Annotated in this window: 15 protein-coding genes; 8 read left to right on the top strand and 7 right to left on the bottom strand. The window is 74.1% G+C overall.

Annotated elements, in window-relative coordinates; all coding sequences use genetic code 11:
* Positions 1-70: 70 nt before the first annotated feature.
* The 5 genes from AB0I11_RS33035 to AB0I11_RS33015 are packed head-to-tail and all read right to left on the bottom strand — an operon-like array spanning position 71 to position 5,113.
* Positions 71-1,159 carry an alpha/beta fold hydrolase gene (locus AB0I11_RS33035; RefSeq protein WP_357329640.1) on the bottom strand — a complete coding sequence of 363 codons (1,089 nt, stop codon included), beginning with the start codon at positions 1,157-1,159 and terminating at the stop codon, positions 71-73.
* A complete protein-coding gene (locus AB0I11_RS33030) occupies positions 1,156-1,980 on the bottom strand; it encodes a 2-oxo acid dehydrogenase subunit E2 (RefSeq protein WP_357329638.1) in 825 nt (274 codons plus the stop codon). Before AB0I11_RS33030 ends, AB0I11_RS33035 begins: the two co-directional genes overlap by 4 nt.
* On the bottom strand, positions 1,977-2,204 hold the full coding sequence (locus AB0I11_RS33025) for a phosphopantetheine-binding protein (protein WP_046562921.1): 228 nt from the start codon (positions 2,202-2,204) through the stop codon (positions 1,977-1,979). The genes AB0I11_RS33030 and AB0I11_RS33025 overlap by 4 nt, the downstream gene beginning before the upstream one ends.
* Positions 2,201-4,084: an HAD-IIIC family phosphatase gene (locus AB0I11_RS33020; protein ID WP_357329635.1), complete on the bottom strand. Its 1,884-nt coding sequence runs from the start codon at positions 4,082-4,084 to the stop codon at positions 2,201-2,203. Before AB0I11_RS33020 ends, AB0I11_RS33025 begins: the two co-directional genes overlap by 4 nt.
* Positions 4,085-5,113, bottom strand: a complete 1,029-nt coding sequence (locus AB0I11_RS33015; protein ID WP_357329633.1) for a 3-oxoacyl-ACP synthase III family protein — start codon at positions 5,111-5,113, stop codon at positions 4,085-4,087.
* 377 nt (positions 5,114-5,490) lie between these two features.
* On the opposite strand from AB0I11_RS33015, the gene AB0I11_RS33010 reads away from it, so the two are divergent.
* Positions 5,491-6,321 (top strand): AfsR/SARP family transcriptional regulator, encoded by an 831-nt coding sequence (locus AB0I11_RS33010; protein WP_357329631.1) that lies wholly within the window; start codon positions 5,491-5,493, stop codon positions 6,319-6,321.
* A gap of 37 nt (positions 6,322-6,358) precedes the next feature.
* A complete protein-coding gene (locus tag AB0I11_RS33005) occupies positions 6,359-7,549 on the top strand; it encodes a cytochrome P450 (protein ID WP_357329629.1) in 1,191 nt (396 codons plus the stop codon).
* A gap of 19 nt (positions 7,550-7,568) precedes the next feature.
* On the opposite strand, the gene AB0I11_RS33000 is transcribed toward AB0I11_RS33005, so the two are convergent.
* Positions 7,569-8,366, bottom strand: a complete 798-nt coding sequence (locus AB0I11_RS33000; protein WP_357329627.1) for a thioesterase domain-containing protein — start codon at positions 8,364-8,366, stop codon at positions 7,569-7,571.
* Positions 8,363-8,920, bottom strand: coding sequence for a hypothetical protein (locus AB0I11_RS32995; protein ID WP_357329625.1), 558 nt, complete (start codon positions 8,918-8,920; stop codon positions 8,363-8,365). The genes AB0I11_RS33000 and AB0I11_RS32995 overlap by 4 nt, the downstream gene beginning before the upstream one ends.
* A gap of 233 nt (positions 8,921-9,153) precedes the next feature.
* On the opposite strand from AB0I11_RS32995, the gene AB0I11_RS32990 reads away from it, so the two are divergent.
* From AB0I11_RS32990 to AB0I11_RS32965, 6 genes are all read left to right on the top strand, one after another.
* On the top strand, positions 9,154-10,362 hold the full coding sequence (locus tag AB0I11_RS32990; protein WP_357329623.1) for a nucleotide disphospho-sugar-binding domain-containing protein: 1,209 nt from the start codon (positions 9,154-9,156) through the stop codon (positions 10,360-10,362).
* A 90-nt stretch (positions 10,363-10,452) separates the two neighbouring features.
* Entirely contained in the window at positions 10,453-10,689 is a 237-nt protein-coding gene (locus AB0I11_RS32985; protein WP_046562917.1) for a helix-turn-helix domain-containing protein, read from the top strand.
* Between the two features lie 198 nt (positions 10,690-10,887).
* On the top strand, positions 10,888-11,976 hold the full coding sequence (locus AB0I11_RS32980) for an ATP-binding protein (RefSeq protein WP_357329620.1): 1,089 nt from the start codon (positions 10,888-10,890) through the stop codon (positions 11,974-11,976).
* Positions 11,973-13,280 carry a VWA-like domain-containing protein gene (locus AB0I11_RS32975; RefSeq protein ID WP_357329618.1) on the top strand — a complete coding sequence of 436 codons (1,308 nt, stop codon included), beginning with the start codon at positions 11,973-11,975 and terminating at the stop codon, positions 13,278-13,280. Before AB0I11_RS32980 ends, AB0I11_RS32975 begins: the two co-directional genes overlap by 4 nt.
* Complete coding sequence (locus tag AB0I11_RS32970; protein ID WP_357329616.1) at positions 13,277-14,032, top strand: hypothetical protein; 756 nt, start codon at positions 13,277-13,279, stop codon at positions 14,030-14,032. The genes AB0I11_RS32975 and AB0I11_RS32970 overlap by 4 nt, the downstream gene beginning before the upstream one ends.
* A 41-nt stretch (positions 14,033-14,073) precedes the next feature.
* Positions 14,074-15,561 carry a DHA2 family efflux MFS transporter permease subunit gene (locus tag AB0I11_RS32965; RefSeq protein ID WP_357329614.1) on the top strand — a complete coding sequence of 496 codons (1,488 nt, stop codon included), beginning with the start codon at positions 14,074-14,076 and terminating at the stop codon, positions 15,559-15,561.
* The last annotated feature ends 137 nt before the right edge of the window (positions 15,562-15,698 follow it).

Genomic DNA, 15,698 nt, shown 5'->3' with positions numbered 1-15,698 from the left:
CGTCCGGTCCCCTCCTGCGCCGTTCGTCGGTGGTGTCGGCGCCCGGTGCCCTCGGCCCGGGGCCGCGTGGTCAGTCGCGTCCCGGCCGCAACCGGTCGGCCAGCCAGGCGACCCGGGCCAGCCCGCCGACCAGCACCCGGCGCGGCCCGCGTTCCCCGCGCAGCCGCAGCAGTGAGGCCAGCGTCCAGAGTTGGGAGCCGACCACGTGCCGGGGCGAGCCGTGGGTGTCGTCGTTCTCGACCAGGTGCAGCCGCCGCAGCCGCTCCGGCAGCCGGGCCGCCTCGGCCGGCGGGATGATCTCGTCACGCCGGCTGGCCAGGTACGCCACCGGGATCCCGACGGCCGCCAGCTGGGCGTCGGTGAGCGCCCAGGCGTCGAGCCCGGCGACCAGCTCCGCCCGCTTCGTGCCGGTCAGGTGGGCGAGGGTGTCCATGGTGATGTCCGGCACCCGGGCCTGCCAGGCCCGGTCGGTGAAGAACTCCCGCACCGGCGCCCCGGCGGTCACGATGCCGGCCAGCCGCGGATCCTCGGCGGCGGTCCGCAGCGCCAGGTGCCCGGCGAAGCTGAACGCGATGGCGTACGTGCGGGACACGTCGGCCCGGTCGGCGAGCCGGTCGAGCAGGTCGGGCAGCATCCGCCAGCTCTCCGGGCCGTAGCGCAGGGTGTTCTCCCCGGCCCCGGGCAGCTCGGTGCCGACCGCGGCGAACCCCAGCTTGGCGAAGAGCGGCAGGGTGGGCGCCCACTGCTCCTTGACGCTGACGATCCCACCCAGCACCAGCAGCAGCGGGCGCGGTGCGGCGGCGTCCAGCCCGGCGGCCCAGCAGCCGACCCGGCCGCCGGGCAGGTCCAGGTCGAGCCGCTCGATGCCCTGGCCGTCGGCGCGCCACCGGTCGAAGGCCGCCACGCAGCGGCGCAGCGCCTCCGCGCGGGGCGGGCCGTCGACGTACGGGAAGCGGGCCATGGCGAAGTGCCGGGCGGCGTCGAGCAGCTTGCCGTCGCGCTCCAGCCGGTCGCCCCGGTCGCTCCACTCCCGGACCCAGGAGCCGGGCTCCTCGCCGGCGTCGGTGCGGATCCGGTCCAGCAGCGCGGGCAGGTCGGGGATCCGCTGGCCGCGGGCGTGCACGGTGATGTAGCGCTTCAGTTCGTCCAGGTCGTTCATGCCCGCTCCAGGTCCGGCTCGCGCGTCGGGTCGGCCCGGTGCGCCGGCGCACCGTCCGGGTCGACGGCCGGTGCGAAGCTCTCCAGGCCGCTCTTGATCTCGGTGAGGACGTCGGCCGCCTCGGCGCCGTCGATCACCCGGTGGTCGAAGGCGAGGCTGAGCCGCATGAGCGGGGCGATCGCCAGCCGGCCGTCGCGGACCACCGGCCGGTCGGCGACCTGCCCGACGCCGAGGGTGATGGTGGTGCCGCCCACCGAGTGGAAGCTGTCCACCGGGCGGTGCCCCAGCGAGGTGACCGCGAAGGTGCCGAACGCGTCGCCGCGCCGGCGCAGCGGCCGGGTGCCGAGCCGGAACACGGCCCGGCCGAGCAGCGCCGGCGCCTGGTGCAGCTTGCGCAGCATGGCGAACTCCGGCATCTCGTCGGGGTCGCCGTCGCGGTAGTGGTCCACCTGGCGCTGGATGTCGTCCAGGCTCGCGGTGTGCAGGTCCGGCAGGACCGCCGCCAGCACCACCCGCTGCCCGTCGACGGTCTTGTCCAGGGTGAGCTTGCCGTTCACCCGGTCGTACCGGGCCACCCGGGCGCGGAGCCGGCCGCTGATCGCGGCGTTCGCGTCGGGGTGGGCGGCGAGCACCCGCCCGGTCACCCGCAGCAGGTAGCTGACCACCGAGTACCGGTGGCCGTCCGCGCGGGCCGCCGCCCGGTGCCGGCGTACCGCGGTCATGTCCACCTCGGTGTCGAGGAAGACCGGCGAGAAGTCCCGGATCTGGTCGAGGAAGAAGAACGTGTGCCGGCGCTGCCGGGCGACGGGGGTGATCCTCATGCCGTCACGGCCAGGTCGTAGATGTCGGCGAGGCTGCGGGCCGCCAGCACGTCGGGCAGCGCGAGGGTGCGCCCGGTCCGCTGCTCCAGCACCGTGAGCAGGGTGAGCAGGTGCACCGAGTCCCAGCCGGCCACCTGGTCGAGGTCACCGCGGGCGTCCTCGGCGTTGACCGGGATGCCCACCTCGTCGGTGACGAGGTGCAGGAAGTCGTCGAGGCTGTTCATGCGGCGTCCACTCCAATGCGGTCGGTGAGGCGGATGTGCTCGGGCACCGCCGGGATGTCGTGCAGGTCGTGCCGGAAGCGGATGGCGTCGCCGTCCTCGCCGGCCGGCGTGAAGCCGTGCCGGGTCCAGAGGTCCGCGACGACCCGGTTCTTGGCGGTCGGCCGGTAGCTGGCCAGCACGGCCGACGCGCCGCCGGCCCGGGCGTGCCGCAGCACCGCGGCCAGGCACGCCTGCTCGATGCCGCGGGAGAAGACCCGGCAGCTGAGCAGGAAGTTCTCGATCTGCACGAGGTCGCCGTCGCGGCGCAGGAACAGGGCGCCGACCAGGCCGTTCTCACCGAAGCGGTCCCGGCTGCGCACGGTGAGCACCCGGGCGTACGGGTCGTCGAGCAGGTCGCTGACGTCCTGCGGCTGCAACCGCCGGGTGGTCGGGTTGAACTGGTTGGTGCGCAACGACAGCTGGGACACCCGGGGCACCTGCTCGGGACCGGCCCCGCCCAGCTCCACCTCGACCGCCAGCTCGGTCAGGTAGTCGGCGAGCGAGGAGAACGACTGGCGGAAGTCCTGCCGGGCCAGTTCGTCGCGGTAGCCGGCGGCCCGGTCCCGGTCCTCGGCGGTGAGCTGGCGGGTGGTGAACCAGCCGTCCCGCAGCAGCCTCACCAGGTGCAGCGCCGGCTCCGCGTCGACCTGCACGACGGCGGTGCCGGGCAGGGCGTGCCGGATCAGTCCGCACTCGAAGGGGCTGTCGTCGACGAAGACGAAGCTGTCCGGGTGCAGGTTCAGCGACCGCGCCAGCTCGGTGAGGTTGTCGTGCTTGGGCGCCCAGTTGGCCACCACCCGGACGAAGTCGTCCTCGCGCAGCGTCATGTCGGGGTGCTCGCGCAACACCTGCCCGACGGCGGCCGCCTCGTTCTTACTCACCGCGGTGAGCAGCACTCCCTGCGCGCCGAGCTGCTTGGCGACCCGCTGGAAGGCCCGGTGCGCCTCGCCGCGGTAGCTCTCCGCCACCTCGATGCCGTCGATGCCGTCGTCGCCGAGGATGCCGCCCCACACCGTGCCGTCCAGGTCCAGCGCCAGGCACTTCTTGGTCTGCCCGGCCAGGTTCCGGGCCAGGTGGCCGACCTCGCGGGCGTACCCGGCGAGCAGCGGCTCGGCCAGGTGCGCCTTGGCGTACACGGTCAGCCGGGGGTCGCAGGCGGGGGACCCCTCCGCGAGTAGGGGGTCGAGGTCGACGACCACCAGGGAGGGGTTGGCGGCGGACAGGCGCAGCAGCCGGGCGTTGGCCTCCCGCCAGAGCGCGCCCAGCTCGGCCCGGGAGGTCAGGTCGACGAGTTGGGCGGTGTGCCGCCGCAGCAGGGGCAGCGTGTTCAGCACGAGGGTGCCGCGCGCGGTGGACCGGAAGGTGGCGGCCAGGCGCTCGACCAGGTCGACCTTCTCGGCGAGCACCCGGGCCACGTCGGCGGGGCGCCACGGCACCGGCACCTCGTCGAAGACCACCATCGGGTCGAGCACGCAGAGCACCAGGTCCGGTTCGGCCTGGTACAGCTCGCTGCCCGGGTCGGCCAGGTCGAAGACGTACGAGTCGAAGGGGGAGAGCCGGGCGTGCAGCAGCAGGCCGTGCCGGGCCAGTTCGGCGGTGAGCGCGGGCAGCAGCGGGGCGAGGGTGCCATGCCCGGTCACCGTGACGGCGACCGTGGGGACGCCCGGATGCGCGGCGCGTACCTCGTCGACGTCGAGGCGGGCGAGCAGCCGGCCGGCCCGGACGAGCTCGGCGTCGTCGAGCCCGCCGAGCAGGGCGCGGACCTCCGGGTAGCGCGCCGCGAGCCGGCCCGACCGGTGCAGGTCGAGCAGCGTCTCGGCGGTGGGGGTCGCGGCGTCCACTCAGACCGCCTCCAACGCGAACCCGGCCTCGATCCACTTGCTGGACTCGATGGCCACGCCGACCGCCCGGTCGCCGGCCGCCATCTTCGGCATCACCTGTTCGAGCTGGAAGAACGGCAGGGCGTTGCCGGTGTTGCCGATGTCGGCCACGCAGCTCACCTCGTACGCCCCGGGCAGGCCGAGGGCGGCGGTGATCCGGGTGGTCATCCGGCCGGACAGCTGCGGCGGGAGCAGGTAGTCGACCTCGTCGTCCTGCCAGTCCAGCTCGTCCAGCACGCGGCGCAGGGTGCGCTGCGCCATCGGCGGCACCGACTCCTCGATCGCCTTGTAGTCCTCCACCACCGGCGCGGTGGGCGGGCCGTCGCCGGCGCCGAACCACTCGACGACCTGACCCGGCGCCCGGCCCCGACCGACCAGGCGCAGCTCCACGTGGCGGACCTCGAGCGCGCCGGGCACCGGTTCGGTGCGCAGCACGGCGGCGCCGGCCCCGTCGCCGAAGAGCACGCCGTTGACCTGCTCCGCCGGGTCCGCGCCGCTGGTGTCCGCGTGCACGTCCAGGTGCTTGGCGCAGCTGTCCGCGCCGAGCACCAGCGCCGTGCGGTAGCGGCCGACCAGGAGCATCTTGTGCGCCACGTCGAGGGCCTGCACCGCGCCGGTGCAGCCGGACTGCATCTGGTACGTGGGGACGCCGTCGATGCCCAGCCGGTCGGCGACCATGTTGACGGTGGCCGGCATCAGCCGGTCGGGCGAGGAGGTGCCGAGCACCACCAGGTCGACGTCGTCCGGACCGACCCCGGCGGCGGCCAGCGCCCGGGCGCCGGCGGTCTCGCACATGTCGGCGAGCGAGTAGCGGACCTCGCCGGTGTCCAGATCCCGCGCCAGGTGCCGGTTGCGGGTGCCGATGAAGGTGTCCACCCACTGCTCCCAGACGCCGGGCAGACCGAACCGGCGGGCCAGGTGGGCGTTCGACAGGGCCGGCCCGGGCAGCGCGGTGCCGACGGCGAGGAGATAGGCGGCACGGCCGTCCATGGGGATCCTTTCTGCAGGCGCGCATCCGGCGGCCATCATCGGCACGGCGGCTAAAGCGACGCTTTCCCCCGGCCGACATTTCCCGTGCTCGGGCGCATTGGCCGGGGCGGATCCGGACCCCGACCCCAGGGGTATAGGGGTTGTCCCGCCCGCGGTTGTGGGGTTGGCCCCTCAACCGCCGGTGGATATCTTTCTGCCGAGCCGATTCGGCGGGCGACGACAGGGACCGTCGCCAGCCCGACCAGCAATTTCCGGGTCACCGGATCACGGCGTGCCGGAATTGGTCTGCCGAATTGGTGCTCGTCGGTGCCGTGTCCGGGGGAGGCCGTCGACCCACCCCTGCGTCGCGCCACCGGCCACGACGAAGAGGTGAACGCATGACGCTGTCCTCCACCCTGGCGACATCGGCGTACCGACCGGTCGTCGACGCCAGCGCGATCCGCTACGGCCTGCTCGGGCCGCTGCGGGTGTTCGGCGGCGCGGGTGACACGACCATCGGTGCCCGCAAGATCCAGATCCTGCTCTGCGTGCTCCTGATCCGGTCCGGGCAGGTGGTCTCCATCGACCAGCTGACCGCGGAGCTGTGGGGCGACAACGCGCCGCGGCGCTCCACCGCCGCGCTCCAGGTCTACGTCTCCCAGCTGCGCAAGTTCCTGCACCGTCCGGAGGACGCGCAGAACCCGATCGTCACCCGGCTGCCCGGGTACGTGCTCAACACCGGCGCCGACCAGGTCGACGTGCACGTCTTCCAGAACCTGGTCCGCCAGGGCCGGCAGGCGGCCCGCGACCACGACCACGAGGCCGCGGTGGCGCTCTTCGAGGAAGGGCTGGCGCTGTGGCGCGGGCCCGCCCTGATGGGGCTGCGGGACAGCCCGGCGGTCAGCGTCTTCGCCACCTGGCTCGACGAGTTCTACCTGGAGTGCGTCGAGGCGATGGTCGAGTCGAATCTCGCCCTCGGCCGGCATCGCGACCTCATCGGCACCCTCCAGGCCCTCACCGCGGAACATCCGCTGCGGGAGGCGTTCTACCGCCAGCTCATGCTGGCCCTGTACCGCTCCGAACGGCAGGCCGACGCGCTGCGGGTCTACCAGAACGCACGCGCCGTGCTCAGTGACGAACTGGGCCTGGAGCCGTGTCGGGGCCTGCGTGATCTCCAGGCGGCGATCCTCTCCGCCGACGACCGGCTCGACTTCCGGCCGGCCGCCTGACTCGCGCGCTTCCTCAACCCCCTCGTAAGGAGGCTCCATGACCGATCTCAACAGCTCGGTGTCCGGCCTGCCCGTCGCGCGGCGCTGCCCCTTCGACCCCCCGGAGGAGCTGGCGTCGCTGCGGGCGCGGGACCCGATCACCCGGATGCGCTACCCGGACGGCCACGACGGTTGGCTGGTCACCGGGCACGCGCTGGCCCGGACCGTGCTGGCCGATCCGCGGTTCAGCGCCCGGCACGAGTTGCGGCACTCGCCGGTGCCGACGCCGGCGAAGCCGATGGCCGCGATGCCGGGCGTGTTCATCGGCATGGACGCCCCCGACCACACCCGGTACCGCCAGCTGATCAACCGGCACTTCACCGTGCGCCGGGTCCGCGAGCTGGAGCCGATGATCGAGCGGGTGGTGGCCCAGCGGCTGGACGCGCTGGCCGCCGCCGGCCCGACCGCCGACCTGATGCGGGCCTTCGCCCTGCCGGTGCCGGCGCAGATCATCTGCGAGCTGCTCGGCGTGCCCGAGGAGAGCCACGAGGAGATCCAGCGGCACCGGATGGCCACCATCGACCCGGAGTCGAATCCGCAGGCGGCCATGGCGGCCACCCGGGCCACCATGGAGTTCATGCTGGGGCTGGCCCGGCGCAAGCGTGCCGAGCCCGGCGACGACCTGCTCAGCGGGTTGATCGCCGACGGTGGGCTCGGCGACCAGGAGCTGGCCGGCATCGCCCTGCTGATGCTCATCGCCGGCCACGAGACCACCGCCAACATGCTGGGTCTCGGTGTCTACCTGCTGTTGGAGAGACCGGATCTGGCGGAGGGGATCCGTGGCCGGGACGGCGTGCTGACCGAGACCGCCGTCGACGAACTGCTGCGCTACCTCGCGGTGGTGCAGTTCGCCTCGCGCGCCGCGCTCACCGACGTCGAGCTGGGCGGCGTCACGATCGCGGCGGGGGAGACGGTCACCGTCTCGCTCTCCGCCGCCAACCGGGACGGGGCGCGGTTCGACGATCCGACCGAGTTCCGGGCGGACCGCCCGAGCAGCGGGCATCTCACCTTCGGCCACGGCGCCCACCAGTGCCTGGGCCAGCACCTCACCCGCGCCGAGCTGCGCATCGGGCTCTCCGCGCTGCTGCGGCGTTTCCCGGGCCTGCGGCTGGCCGTACCCCCGGCGGAGATCGGTTTCCGCGAGGCGGTGCCGACCGTCGGGGTGACCCACCTGCCCGTGCGCTGGTAGCCCCGCGCCGGCCGGCCGGTCAGGCGCGGTGGACCGGAGCCACCGCGCCCGACCGTGCGCCGGAGCCGGACGGTACGGCGGCGCGCGGCCGCAGCCCGAGCACCGCGCGCAGCGTGCCGAAGAACTCGGTACGCGCGTCCCGGACGAAGAAGTGCCCGCCCGGGACCCGGTGCAGCCGGAACCGCCCGTCGGTGTACCGCACCCAGCCGGCGGCCTCGGCCAGGGCCATCAGCGGGTCCCGGTCGCCGGCGAAGGCGTGCAGGTCGCAGGGGATCGGCACCGGTCCGGGTGTGTAGCTGTGGCAGACCAGCAGGTCGTCGCGGGTGAGCCCGGTGGCGGCGTCGCGCCACGCGGGGTAGCGCAGCACCAGCTCGGACATCCCGCCGATGCGCAGCAGCAGCTGGGTCAGCTCCTCCGGCGACATCCCCGGCACCTCGCGGATGAAGCGGTGCTGGTCCGGCGCCGGGTACGCCCCGACCAGCACCTGCTCCGGCAGCGCGCGGCCCCGGGCGTGCAGGGCCTCGGTCAGGGCGTACGCCACCAGCGCGCCCATGCTGTGCCCGTAGAACGCGTACGGCGGGCGCAGGTATCCGCCCAGCTCGGCGATCAGCTGCTCGACGAGGGTGTCCATCCGGCGCAGCCGGGGCTCCCCGATCCGCCCCTCCCGCCCGGGCAGCTGGATCGGCAGCAGGTCCACCTCGTCGCCCAGCTCCCCGTCCCAGTCCGCGTACGCCGACGCCGCGCCGCCGGCGTGGTGCAGGCAGAACAGCCGCAGCCGGCGGTCGGGCGCCGGGGGACGGGCCAGGTAGCCGGTCAACACAGCACGATCGTCACGTCGTAGCGGGGCGACTCGTCGTCGCCCTCGGTGAGCACCAGGGTGCGGAAGCCGGTGCGGCCCGCGTACCGGCCGCTGAGCCCGGTGACCGGGATGGTGGCGGTGAGGCCCTGCACGATGGAGGTGGCGTCGACCACCCCGACCGCCTCCATGCTGCCGTCGGGGAACTCGGTGACGTTGCGGTGCAGCTGCCACATGTGCGGCAGCATGTCGAGCACCACGGCCCGGCCGGTGATCGTGCCGACCCGCTGGCCCTCGGCGTCGAGGAGCGCGTCGGTGTACTCGGCGATGGTGCCGGGGCCAGGTCCGTCCGGACCGGCGTGGATGACCATCTTCTCCACGACCTCGGTCAGCCCTTCCAGGACGATGCACTCGGCGAGCACGTCCGCGCCGGCCACCTCGTGCGGTTCGATCCGGCCGGCGGCCACGGCGGCGGCCGTGGCCAGCGCGCGGGTGCTGATCGGGTTGGCGTCGGATTCCTTCTCCTGCTCCTTCGCCAGTTCGGCGCGGATGTCGGTCAGTTCGGTCTCGGGCATCGCGCGGTTCCTTCCCGCCGGAGCCGGCCGTGGTCGACCGGCCGCGCCGCCAGCCGGCGCGGGCCCATCGTCGGCGGGCGGGCCAAAGCCGTCCCAAACTCCGGCCGCCGTCCGATCTGCGGTGCTCGTGCCATGTGCCCGACGCGTGACGTTGGTGCCGCCTTGTCGACGGTTCAGCCGGAGCTGCTGCGCTGGGCCTCCCTCGCAGCCGCGCCGACCGAGAGGAGCCTCCCGTGCGCGTCCTGTTCCTGCCGATGGCCTGGCCCAGCCACTACTACCCGATGGTGCCGCTGGCCTGGGCATTCCGCGGCGCCGGTCACGACGTCCGGGTCGCCGCCCAGCCCACCGCGGTGGAGTCGGTCACCGCCTCCGGTCTCCCCGCCGTCCCGGTCGGCGGCTCGTACGACCTGATGGCCGGGCTGGCCCAGGTCAACGAGGCGGTACGCCGGCAGGGCGGCCAGCTGCCGTCGAGCTTCCAGGCGCTGCGCGAGCTGCCGCCGGCCGAGCTGCGCCGCTTCATCGAGCTGCGTACCGCCCCGCACGTGCACGCGGCCGAGGCGATGGCCGACGACCTGGCCGCGCTGATCCGGGTGTGGCGTCCCGACCTGGTGGTCGCCGATCCGATGGTGATGGTGGCGCCGCTCGTCGCCGAGCTGGCCGGCGCGCGGCTGGTGCGGCACCTCTGGGGCCCGCAGGTGCCGTCGCTGCTCGGGTCGCCGGGTGCCGGGGCGCCGGTCGACCAGTGGCCGGAGGACCTGCGCAAGCTCTTCGACCGGTTCGGCGCCGAGGTACGCGAGGAGTACAGCTCCGGCACGGTCGACCCCACGCCGGCCAGCCTGCAGAGCCAGACGGTGCCGCACCGGCTGGCCTGCCGGTACGTGCCGTACAACGGGCCCGGCGAGGTGCCCGACTGGCTGCTGTACCCGGCGGAGCGGCCCCGCGTCGGGATGTCCTGGACCACCTCCAACCGGGTCCAGTTGGGCGCGGACAGCTCGCCGGTGCGCGACACCGTGCGCGCGCTCTCCGCGCTGGACGCGGAGATCGTGCTGACCGTGCGGGCGGCGGACCGGCCGGGGCTGGGCGAGCTGCCGGAGCGGGTGCGCGTGGTGGCGGAGGTGCCGTTGCAGCTGCTGATGCCGAGCTGTGTGGTGGCGGTGCACCACGGCGGGGCCGGTTCGATGCTCACCGCGGCCTGCTTCGGGGTGCCCCAGGTGATCGTCCCGCAGGCGCCCGACCAGATGCTCAACGCCGAGCGCCTCGCCGCGGCGGGCGCCGGGGTGACCCTGCCGGCCGAGGCAGCCGGGCCGGAGGCGGTGCTGGCCGCCGTGGAGGGGATGCTCACCGAGGACCGCTGGGCCGCCGGTGCGGCCCGGCTGGCCGACGAGATCGCCGGCCAGCCGGCGCCCGCCCGGGTTGTGGCGGAACTCTCCGCCGAGGGCTGAGTCGGCACGTCTGCCCTGTTCAGGACCGGCCGGCGCGCGGATTTGTCATCCAAGGTTGACGCCGCGCGCCGGCGCTCCTAAGCTGGGGGCATGGAAGTCACTCGGCTGGTGAGTCTCGTCAACGCCACCGACGACGACGACCCCCGGGTCGCCCTCGCCGCCACCGCGGAGGCGGCGAAGGAGTTCGAGCGCATCCAGACGGTCCTGGTCCGCCGGGCGCGCGCGCAGGGCGTGACCTGGGCGGAGATCGCCGCCGCGCTCGGCGTCAGCAAGCAGGCGGTGCACAAGAAATACGGCGGTCGGGGGCTGTTCCGCAAGGAGGACTGAATTCCCGGTCCCGTCGGCATTCCTCAACGCTTCACCTGAAATTCACCTGTACGACGTTGTGCCGTGCGGCGAATCGTCGTCGTAACAAGCTGTCAATAAATTGACCATTCCCTGGCGCCCGTGAAATGGCAGGGACGGTAATTCCTGCCCGAAGTCGGGTCGTCCAGGTGGATCGGGACTATGACGAGGAGCAATGCGATGGGAAAGCTGTCAGTCGTCCGGGAGGCGGTCGCCGTGGCGGTCTCGGCGAACCTGCCGGTGATCCTGTGGGGTTCTCCCGGCACCGGCAAGACCTCGTCCGTGCTCGCCCTCGGCGAATCGCTCGGCCTGCCCGTCGAGGTGGTGGTCGGCTCCATCCGGGAACCCAGCGACTTCGCCGGGCTGCCGGTGCTGCGCGACGGGCACACCTGGTTCGCCCCGCCGCGCTGGGCCGAGCGACTCGCCGCCACCGGCTCCGGGCTGCTCTTCCTCGACGAGTTGACCACCGCGCCGCCCGCCGTGCAGGCGGCCATGCTCCGGGTCGTGCTGGAGCGGACGGTGGGCGACCTGGTGCTCCCCGCCGACGTGCGGATCGTCGCCGCGGCCAACCCGCCGGCCGAGGCCGCGGACGGCTGGGACCTGTCCGCCCCGCTGGCCAACCGCCTGATCCACCTGCACTGGGAGGTCGACGCCACCGCGATCGCGGAGGGCTTCACGCACGGCTTCAGCGTGCCGGAACTGGCCCACAAGGAGCCGCCGGCCGCCGACGAGATCGCCCGGTCGCGGGCCCTGATCGGCGCCTTCCTGCGGATCCGTCCGGAACTGCTGCTGATGGTGCCGGCCAGTCCCGACCAGGCCGGCCGGAGCTGGCCCAGCCCGCGTACCTGGGAACTGGCCGCGGTGGCGCTCGCCGCCTGCGCGGCGGCCGGGGTGGACGACGCGGTCCAGGCCCAGCTGGTCGTCGGCGCGGTCGGTGAGGCGGCCGGCTTCGAGCTGCTCACCTGGATCCGCAACCTGGACCTGCCGGACCCGGCCACCCTGCTGGCCGACCCGTCCGTGCCGCTGCCGTCCCGGATGGACCAGCTGCACGCGCTGCTCGGGGCCGTGGTGGCGTACGTCCGGGCGGACGGCACCGCGCAGACCTGGCAGCAGGCCTGGACGGTGGTGGCCCGGGTGGCCGGTACCGCGCCGGACGTGGCGGCCAGCGCGGCCAAGGGGCTGGCCCGCTGCCGGCCGGCCGGGACCAGCCTGCCGACCACCATGCTCGACCTGGTGCCGATCCTGAGAGCCGCGGGGCTGCTGCGATGAGCCGGCCGGTCGCCCCGTACAGCGAGGAGCTGGCCACCCGCCTCGCCGCCGCCCGGGTCTGGGCCGCGCACCGGGCCCCGTACCTGGCGAACGCGGTCTTCTCGCTGGTCATGGAGCCACTCGCGCCCAGCGCGGCGGAGCGGACCGGCGAGCTGGTGGCCGATCCGGAGTTCGCCGCGTTCCCCACCGACACCCGCTGGGTGATGCACGTCGACCCGGGCACCGTGCTGGCCACCCCGGTCGAGCAGATCGGCTGGTGGATCCTGCACCAGATCGGCCACCTGGTCCGGGGGCACGCCCAGCGGTCACCGGTCCGGCCGACCAGCGGGCCGGACGCCCCGCTGCACGCCGTCGGCTATGCCGGCGCCCGGGACGAGGACGCCCACCGCTGGAACCAGGCCGCCGACGCCGAGATCAACGACGACCTGGAGGCCGAAGGACTGGACGGGCCGGCCGACGTGATCTCCCCGGCCGCGTTGGGGCTGCCGTCCAACCGGCTCGCCGAGGAGTACCTGCCGATGCTCGACGAGCTGGCCGACCTGCTGCACGGCACCGGCCGGGAGCTCTCCGCCGGGCTGGACTGCGGCAGCGGCGCCGACGGCATCGACCGGCGGTGGGACTCCACCGGCGCGGGCGGCCTCGGCGAGCTGGAACGGGAGCTGCTGGAACGCTCGGTCGCCGTGGGCATCCAGGAGCGGGTCAGCGCCCGCAGCGAGGTGCCGATGGGTTGGCAGCGGTGGGCCGAGGAGCGGCTGCGGCCGCGGGTCGACTGGCGGGCCCGGATCGGCTCGCTGGTCCGTAAGGCCGCCAACCGCAGCTCCGGCCGGGTCGACTACAGCTACCGCCGGCCGTCGCGCCGTACCGCCGGGCACCCGGACGTGATCACCCCGCAGCTGGTCCGCCCGGTGCCCGACACCGTGCTGGTGCTGGACACCTCGGGCAGCGTACGCCGCCCCGAGCTGGAGCAGTTGGTCGCCGAGGTGGCCGAGATCCTGGCGAAGGTTGGCCGGCGGCGGCTGCGGGTCATCTGCTGCGACCTGCAGGCGCATCCGGCGCAGGAGATCCGCCGGATCGAGGAGCTGCGCATCGTCGGCGGGGGCGGCACCGACATGCGGGCCGGTCTCGCCGCCGCGGCGCAGCTGCGTCCCCGGCCCGACCTGGTGGTGGTGCTCACCGACGGGCACACCCCCTGGCCGGACCGCCGGCCTCCCTTCGAGTCACTGGTCTGCCTGGTGGGCGCCGACGGCGCGGCGCCGGAGTGGGCGTCGTCCGTGCACCTTCCGGAGATGGGAGCGACATCATGAGCGTCTTCGCCACGGGCGAGGAGGAGCCCCGCCCCAACCCACTGCGCGAATGGCTCGACCGGGGGTTCACCCTGGCCGAGGCGCGCCGCTGGCTGGAGGCCGGGTTCACGCCGGAGGGCGCCGAACGGTGGCGGGAGGCGGGTGTCTACCGGCCGCGGACCGCCGCGGAGTGGCGTACCGCCGGGGCGAACCCGGCCACCGTGGACACCTGGATCCGGGCCGGCATGTCGCCCCGGGACGCGGTGCGCTGGCGCGAGTTCGGGGTGTCGCCCGAGGACGCGGTGCAGCGCTACCTGGCCGGCGAGGAGCCGGGCCTGCGCAGCTTCGTCTCCCGGGTGCTGCACCACCGGTCGCTGCGCGCCGCCGGGCGGGCCCTGGAACCGAAGAAGTCCGAGGCGATCCGGCGGCTGCTCAAGGCCGGGGTCAGCGCCGAGGTGGCCCGGGGCTACGTGGAGAGCGGCTGGGACGGCCGGACCGCCCTGGAGTGGGCCCGGCGCGGCGTGGCGCCGGTCGACGCGGCCGTGCTGCACGCGCTCGGCTTCACCGCCGCCGAGGCGCAGCGGGTGCTGGCCGACGGGGTCGGGGCCACCGAGGTGATGACCGCCTGGTGGCGGGCGGGCGTGCCGATCGACGAGGTCGCCGCCTGGTGCGCGGCCGGGTTCACCGCCGAGGAGGCGGCCGAGCAGCGCCGCCAGGGCGCCGACGTGGAACGGGCCAAGGTGCTGCGGGCCCTGACCGAGGACGAGCAGTGACCAGTTTCGACAGAGCCGAACGGCGAACAGAAGGAGCAGACATGAGCACGGCACCGCAGCCCGCGGCCGGCGCGCCCCAGGCGTCGATAGCCAAGTTGGCCCTCGTCATCCTGCTGGGCGGCGTCATCGTCCAGCTCGACTCGACGATGACCAACGTCGCGATCAATCAGTTCATCCTGGACTTCCACTCCACCATCTCCACCATCCAGTGGGTCGGCACCGGCTACCTGCTGGCGATGACCCTGGCCATCCCGGCCACCGGCTGGGCGATGGAGCGGTTCGGCCCGCGTACCCTCTGGACCGTCACCGTGCTGGTCTTCCTGGTCGGCTCGGTCCTGGCCGGTTTCGCCTGGTCCGCGGAGAGCCTGATCCTCTTCCGGATCCTGCAGGGTCTGGGCGGCGGCATGATCGTGCCGATCGCCCAGGCGGTGCTCGCCCAGGCCGCCGGGCCGGACCGGCTCGGCCGGCTGATGGCGATCATCGCGGTCCCGGCCATGCTCGCCCCGGTCCTCGGGCCGGTGCTCGGCGGCTGGCTGATCACCGACGTCAGCTGGCGCTGGATCTTCTTCATCAACGTGCCGATCTGCCTGCTCACCATCGGCCTGGCCTGGCGCTACATGTCGGGGGAGAAGGCGGTGCGCAACGGCCGGCTGTCCCGGTTGGACTGGATGGGTCTGGCGCTGCTCTCGCCGGCCTGCGCCGCCGTGGTCTACGGCCTGGCCCGCGCCGGCAACAAGGGCACCTTCGGCGAGGGCGGCGTCATCGCCTTCCTGATCGCCGGGCTGGTGCTGCTGGTCGGCTTCGTGCTGCACGCGCTGCGCGACGACGAGCCGCTGCTGGACCTGCGGCTGTTCCGGGCGCGCAGCTTCGCCGCGTCGGCGTCGGTGGTGTTCCTCTCCGGCATCGTGCTCTTCGGCGCCATCATCCTGCTGCCGCTCTACTACCAGCAGGTGGCCGGGCTGACCCCGCTGCGGGCCGGCCTGCTGATCGCGCCGCAGGGCCTCGGCATGGCGATCGCCCTGATCATCGCGGGCCGGCTCAGCGACAAGATGGGCCCCCGGCCGATCGTGCTGGTCGGCATCGCCCTCGCCGCGGCGGGCGCGCTCGTCTTCACCCAGGTCGGGGTCGACACCAGCCGGTTGGTGCTCAGCATCGCGCTGGCCGTCAGCGGCGCCGGTCTCGGCGCGGCCACCGTGCCGGTCCTGGTCGGCGCGTACCGGGGGCTGCGGCAGGAGCAGATTCCGCGGGCGACCACCGCGATCCGGATCTTCCAGCAGCTCGGCGGGGCGTTCGCCGGCGCCGTCCTGGCGGTGGTGCTCCAGCACGCCAGCGCCAGCGCGGCGACCGCCGGCCGGGGCGGCCCGCCGGACCCGTCGGCGCTGGCCGACGCGTACGGCCAGACGTTCTGGTGGGTGCTCGGCTTCGCCGCCGTGGCGCTCCTCCCGGCGCTGCTGCTGCCGGGCGGGCCGCCGGAGAAGCGGACCCCGCCGCAGACCCCGGCCGCGGAGGAGGCACCGGTCGCCAGCTGACCGTGCCCAACCGCCGGTGGGCCCCGCGACCGACCCGGTCGCGGGGCCCACCGCGTACCAAGCCGGCCCAAATGCGGGCTTGGTACCGCTTAAGCCACCCGGACCACAGTGGGCGGACCCGAGCGGGAGGAGAGGTT

This window comes from Micromonospora sp. NPDC050495, assembly GCF_040655175.1.
Taxonomy (GTDB): Bacteria; Actinomycetota; Actinomycetes; order Mycobacteriales; family Micromonosporaceae; genus Micromonospora.
Note: the sequence above shows the minus strand (reverse complement) of the source record. Positions and strands in the feature narration are given on the sequence as shown.

Excerpts from the sequence above, each read along its gene's own strand:
- AB0I11_RS33010 (WP_357329631.1), top strand. The coding sequence starts at position 5,491 with ATGACGCTGTCCTCCACCCTGGCGACATCGGCGTACCGACCGGTCGTC.
- AB0I11_RS33030 (WP_357329638.1), bottom strand. The coding sequence starts at position 1,980 with ATGAGGATCACCCCCGTCGCCCGGCAGCGCCGGCACACGTTCTTCTTC.
- AB0I11_RS32975 (WP_357329618.1), top strand. The coding sequence starts at position 11,973 with ATGAGCCGGCCGGTCGCCCCGTACAGCGAGGAGCTGGCCACCCGCCTC.
- AB0I11_RS32970 (WP_357329616.1), top strand. The coding sequence starts at position 13,277 with ATGAGCGTCTTCGCCACGGGCGAGGAGGAGCCCCGCCCCAACCCACTG.
- AB0I11_RS32980 (WP_357329620.1), top strand. The coding sequence starts at position 10,888 with ATGGGAAAGCTGTCAGTCGTCCGGGAGGCGGTCGCCGTGGCGGTCTCG.
- AB0I11_RS33005 (WP_357329629.1), top strand. The coding sequence starts at position 6,359 with ATGACCGATCTCAACAGCTCGGTGTCCGGCCTGCCCGTCGCGCGGCGC.
- AB0I11_RS33035 (WP_357329640.1), bottom strand. The coding sequence starts at position 1,159 with ATGAACGACCTGGACGAACTGAAGCGCTACATCACCGTGCACGCCCGC.
- AB0I11_RS32985 (WP_046562917.1), top strand. The coding sequence starts at position 10,453 with ATGGAAGTCACTCGGCTGGTGAGTCTCGTCAACGCCACCGACGACGAC.
- AB0I11_RS32995 (WP_357329625.1), bottom strand. The coding sequence starts at position 8,920 with ATGCCCGAGACCGAACTGACCGACATCCGCGCCGAACTGGCGAAGGAG.
- AB0I11_RS32965 (WP_357329614.1), top strand. The coding sequence starts at position 14,074 with ATGAGCACGGCACCGCAGCCCGCGGCCGGCGCGCCCCAGGCGTCGATA.
- AB0I11_RS33025 (WP_046562921.1), bottom strand. The coding sequence starts at position 2,204 with ATGAACAGCCTCGACGACTTCCTGCACCTCGTCACCGACGAGGTGGGC.
- AB0I11_RS33015 (WP_357329633.1), bottom strand. The coding sequence starts at position 5,113 with ATGGACGGCCGTGCCGCCTATCTCCTCGCCGTCGGCACCGCGCTGCCC.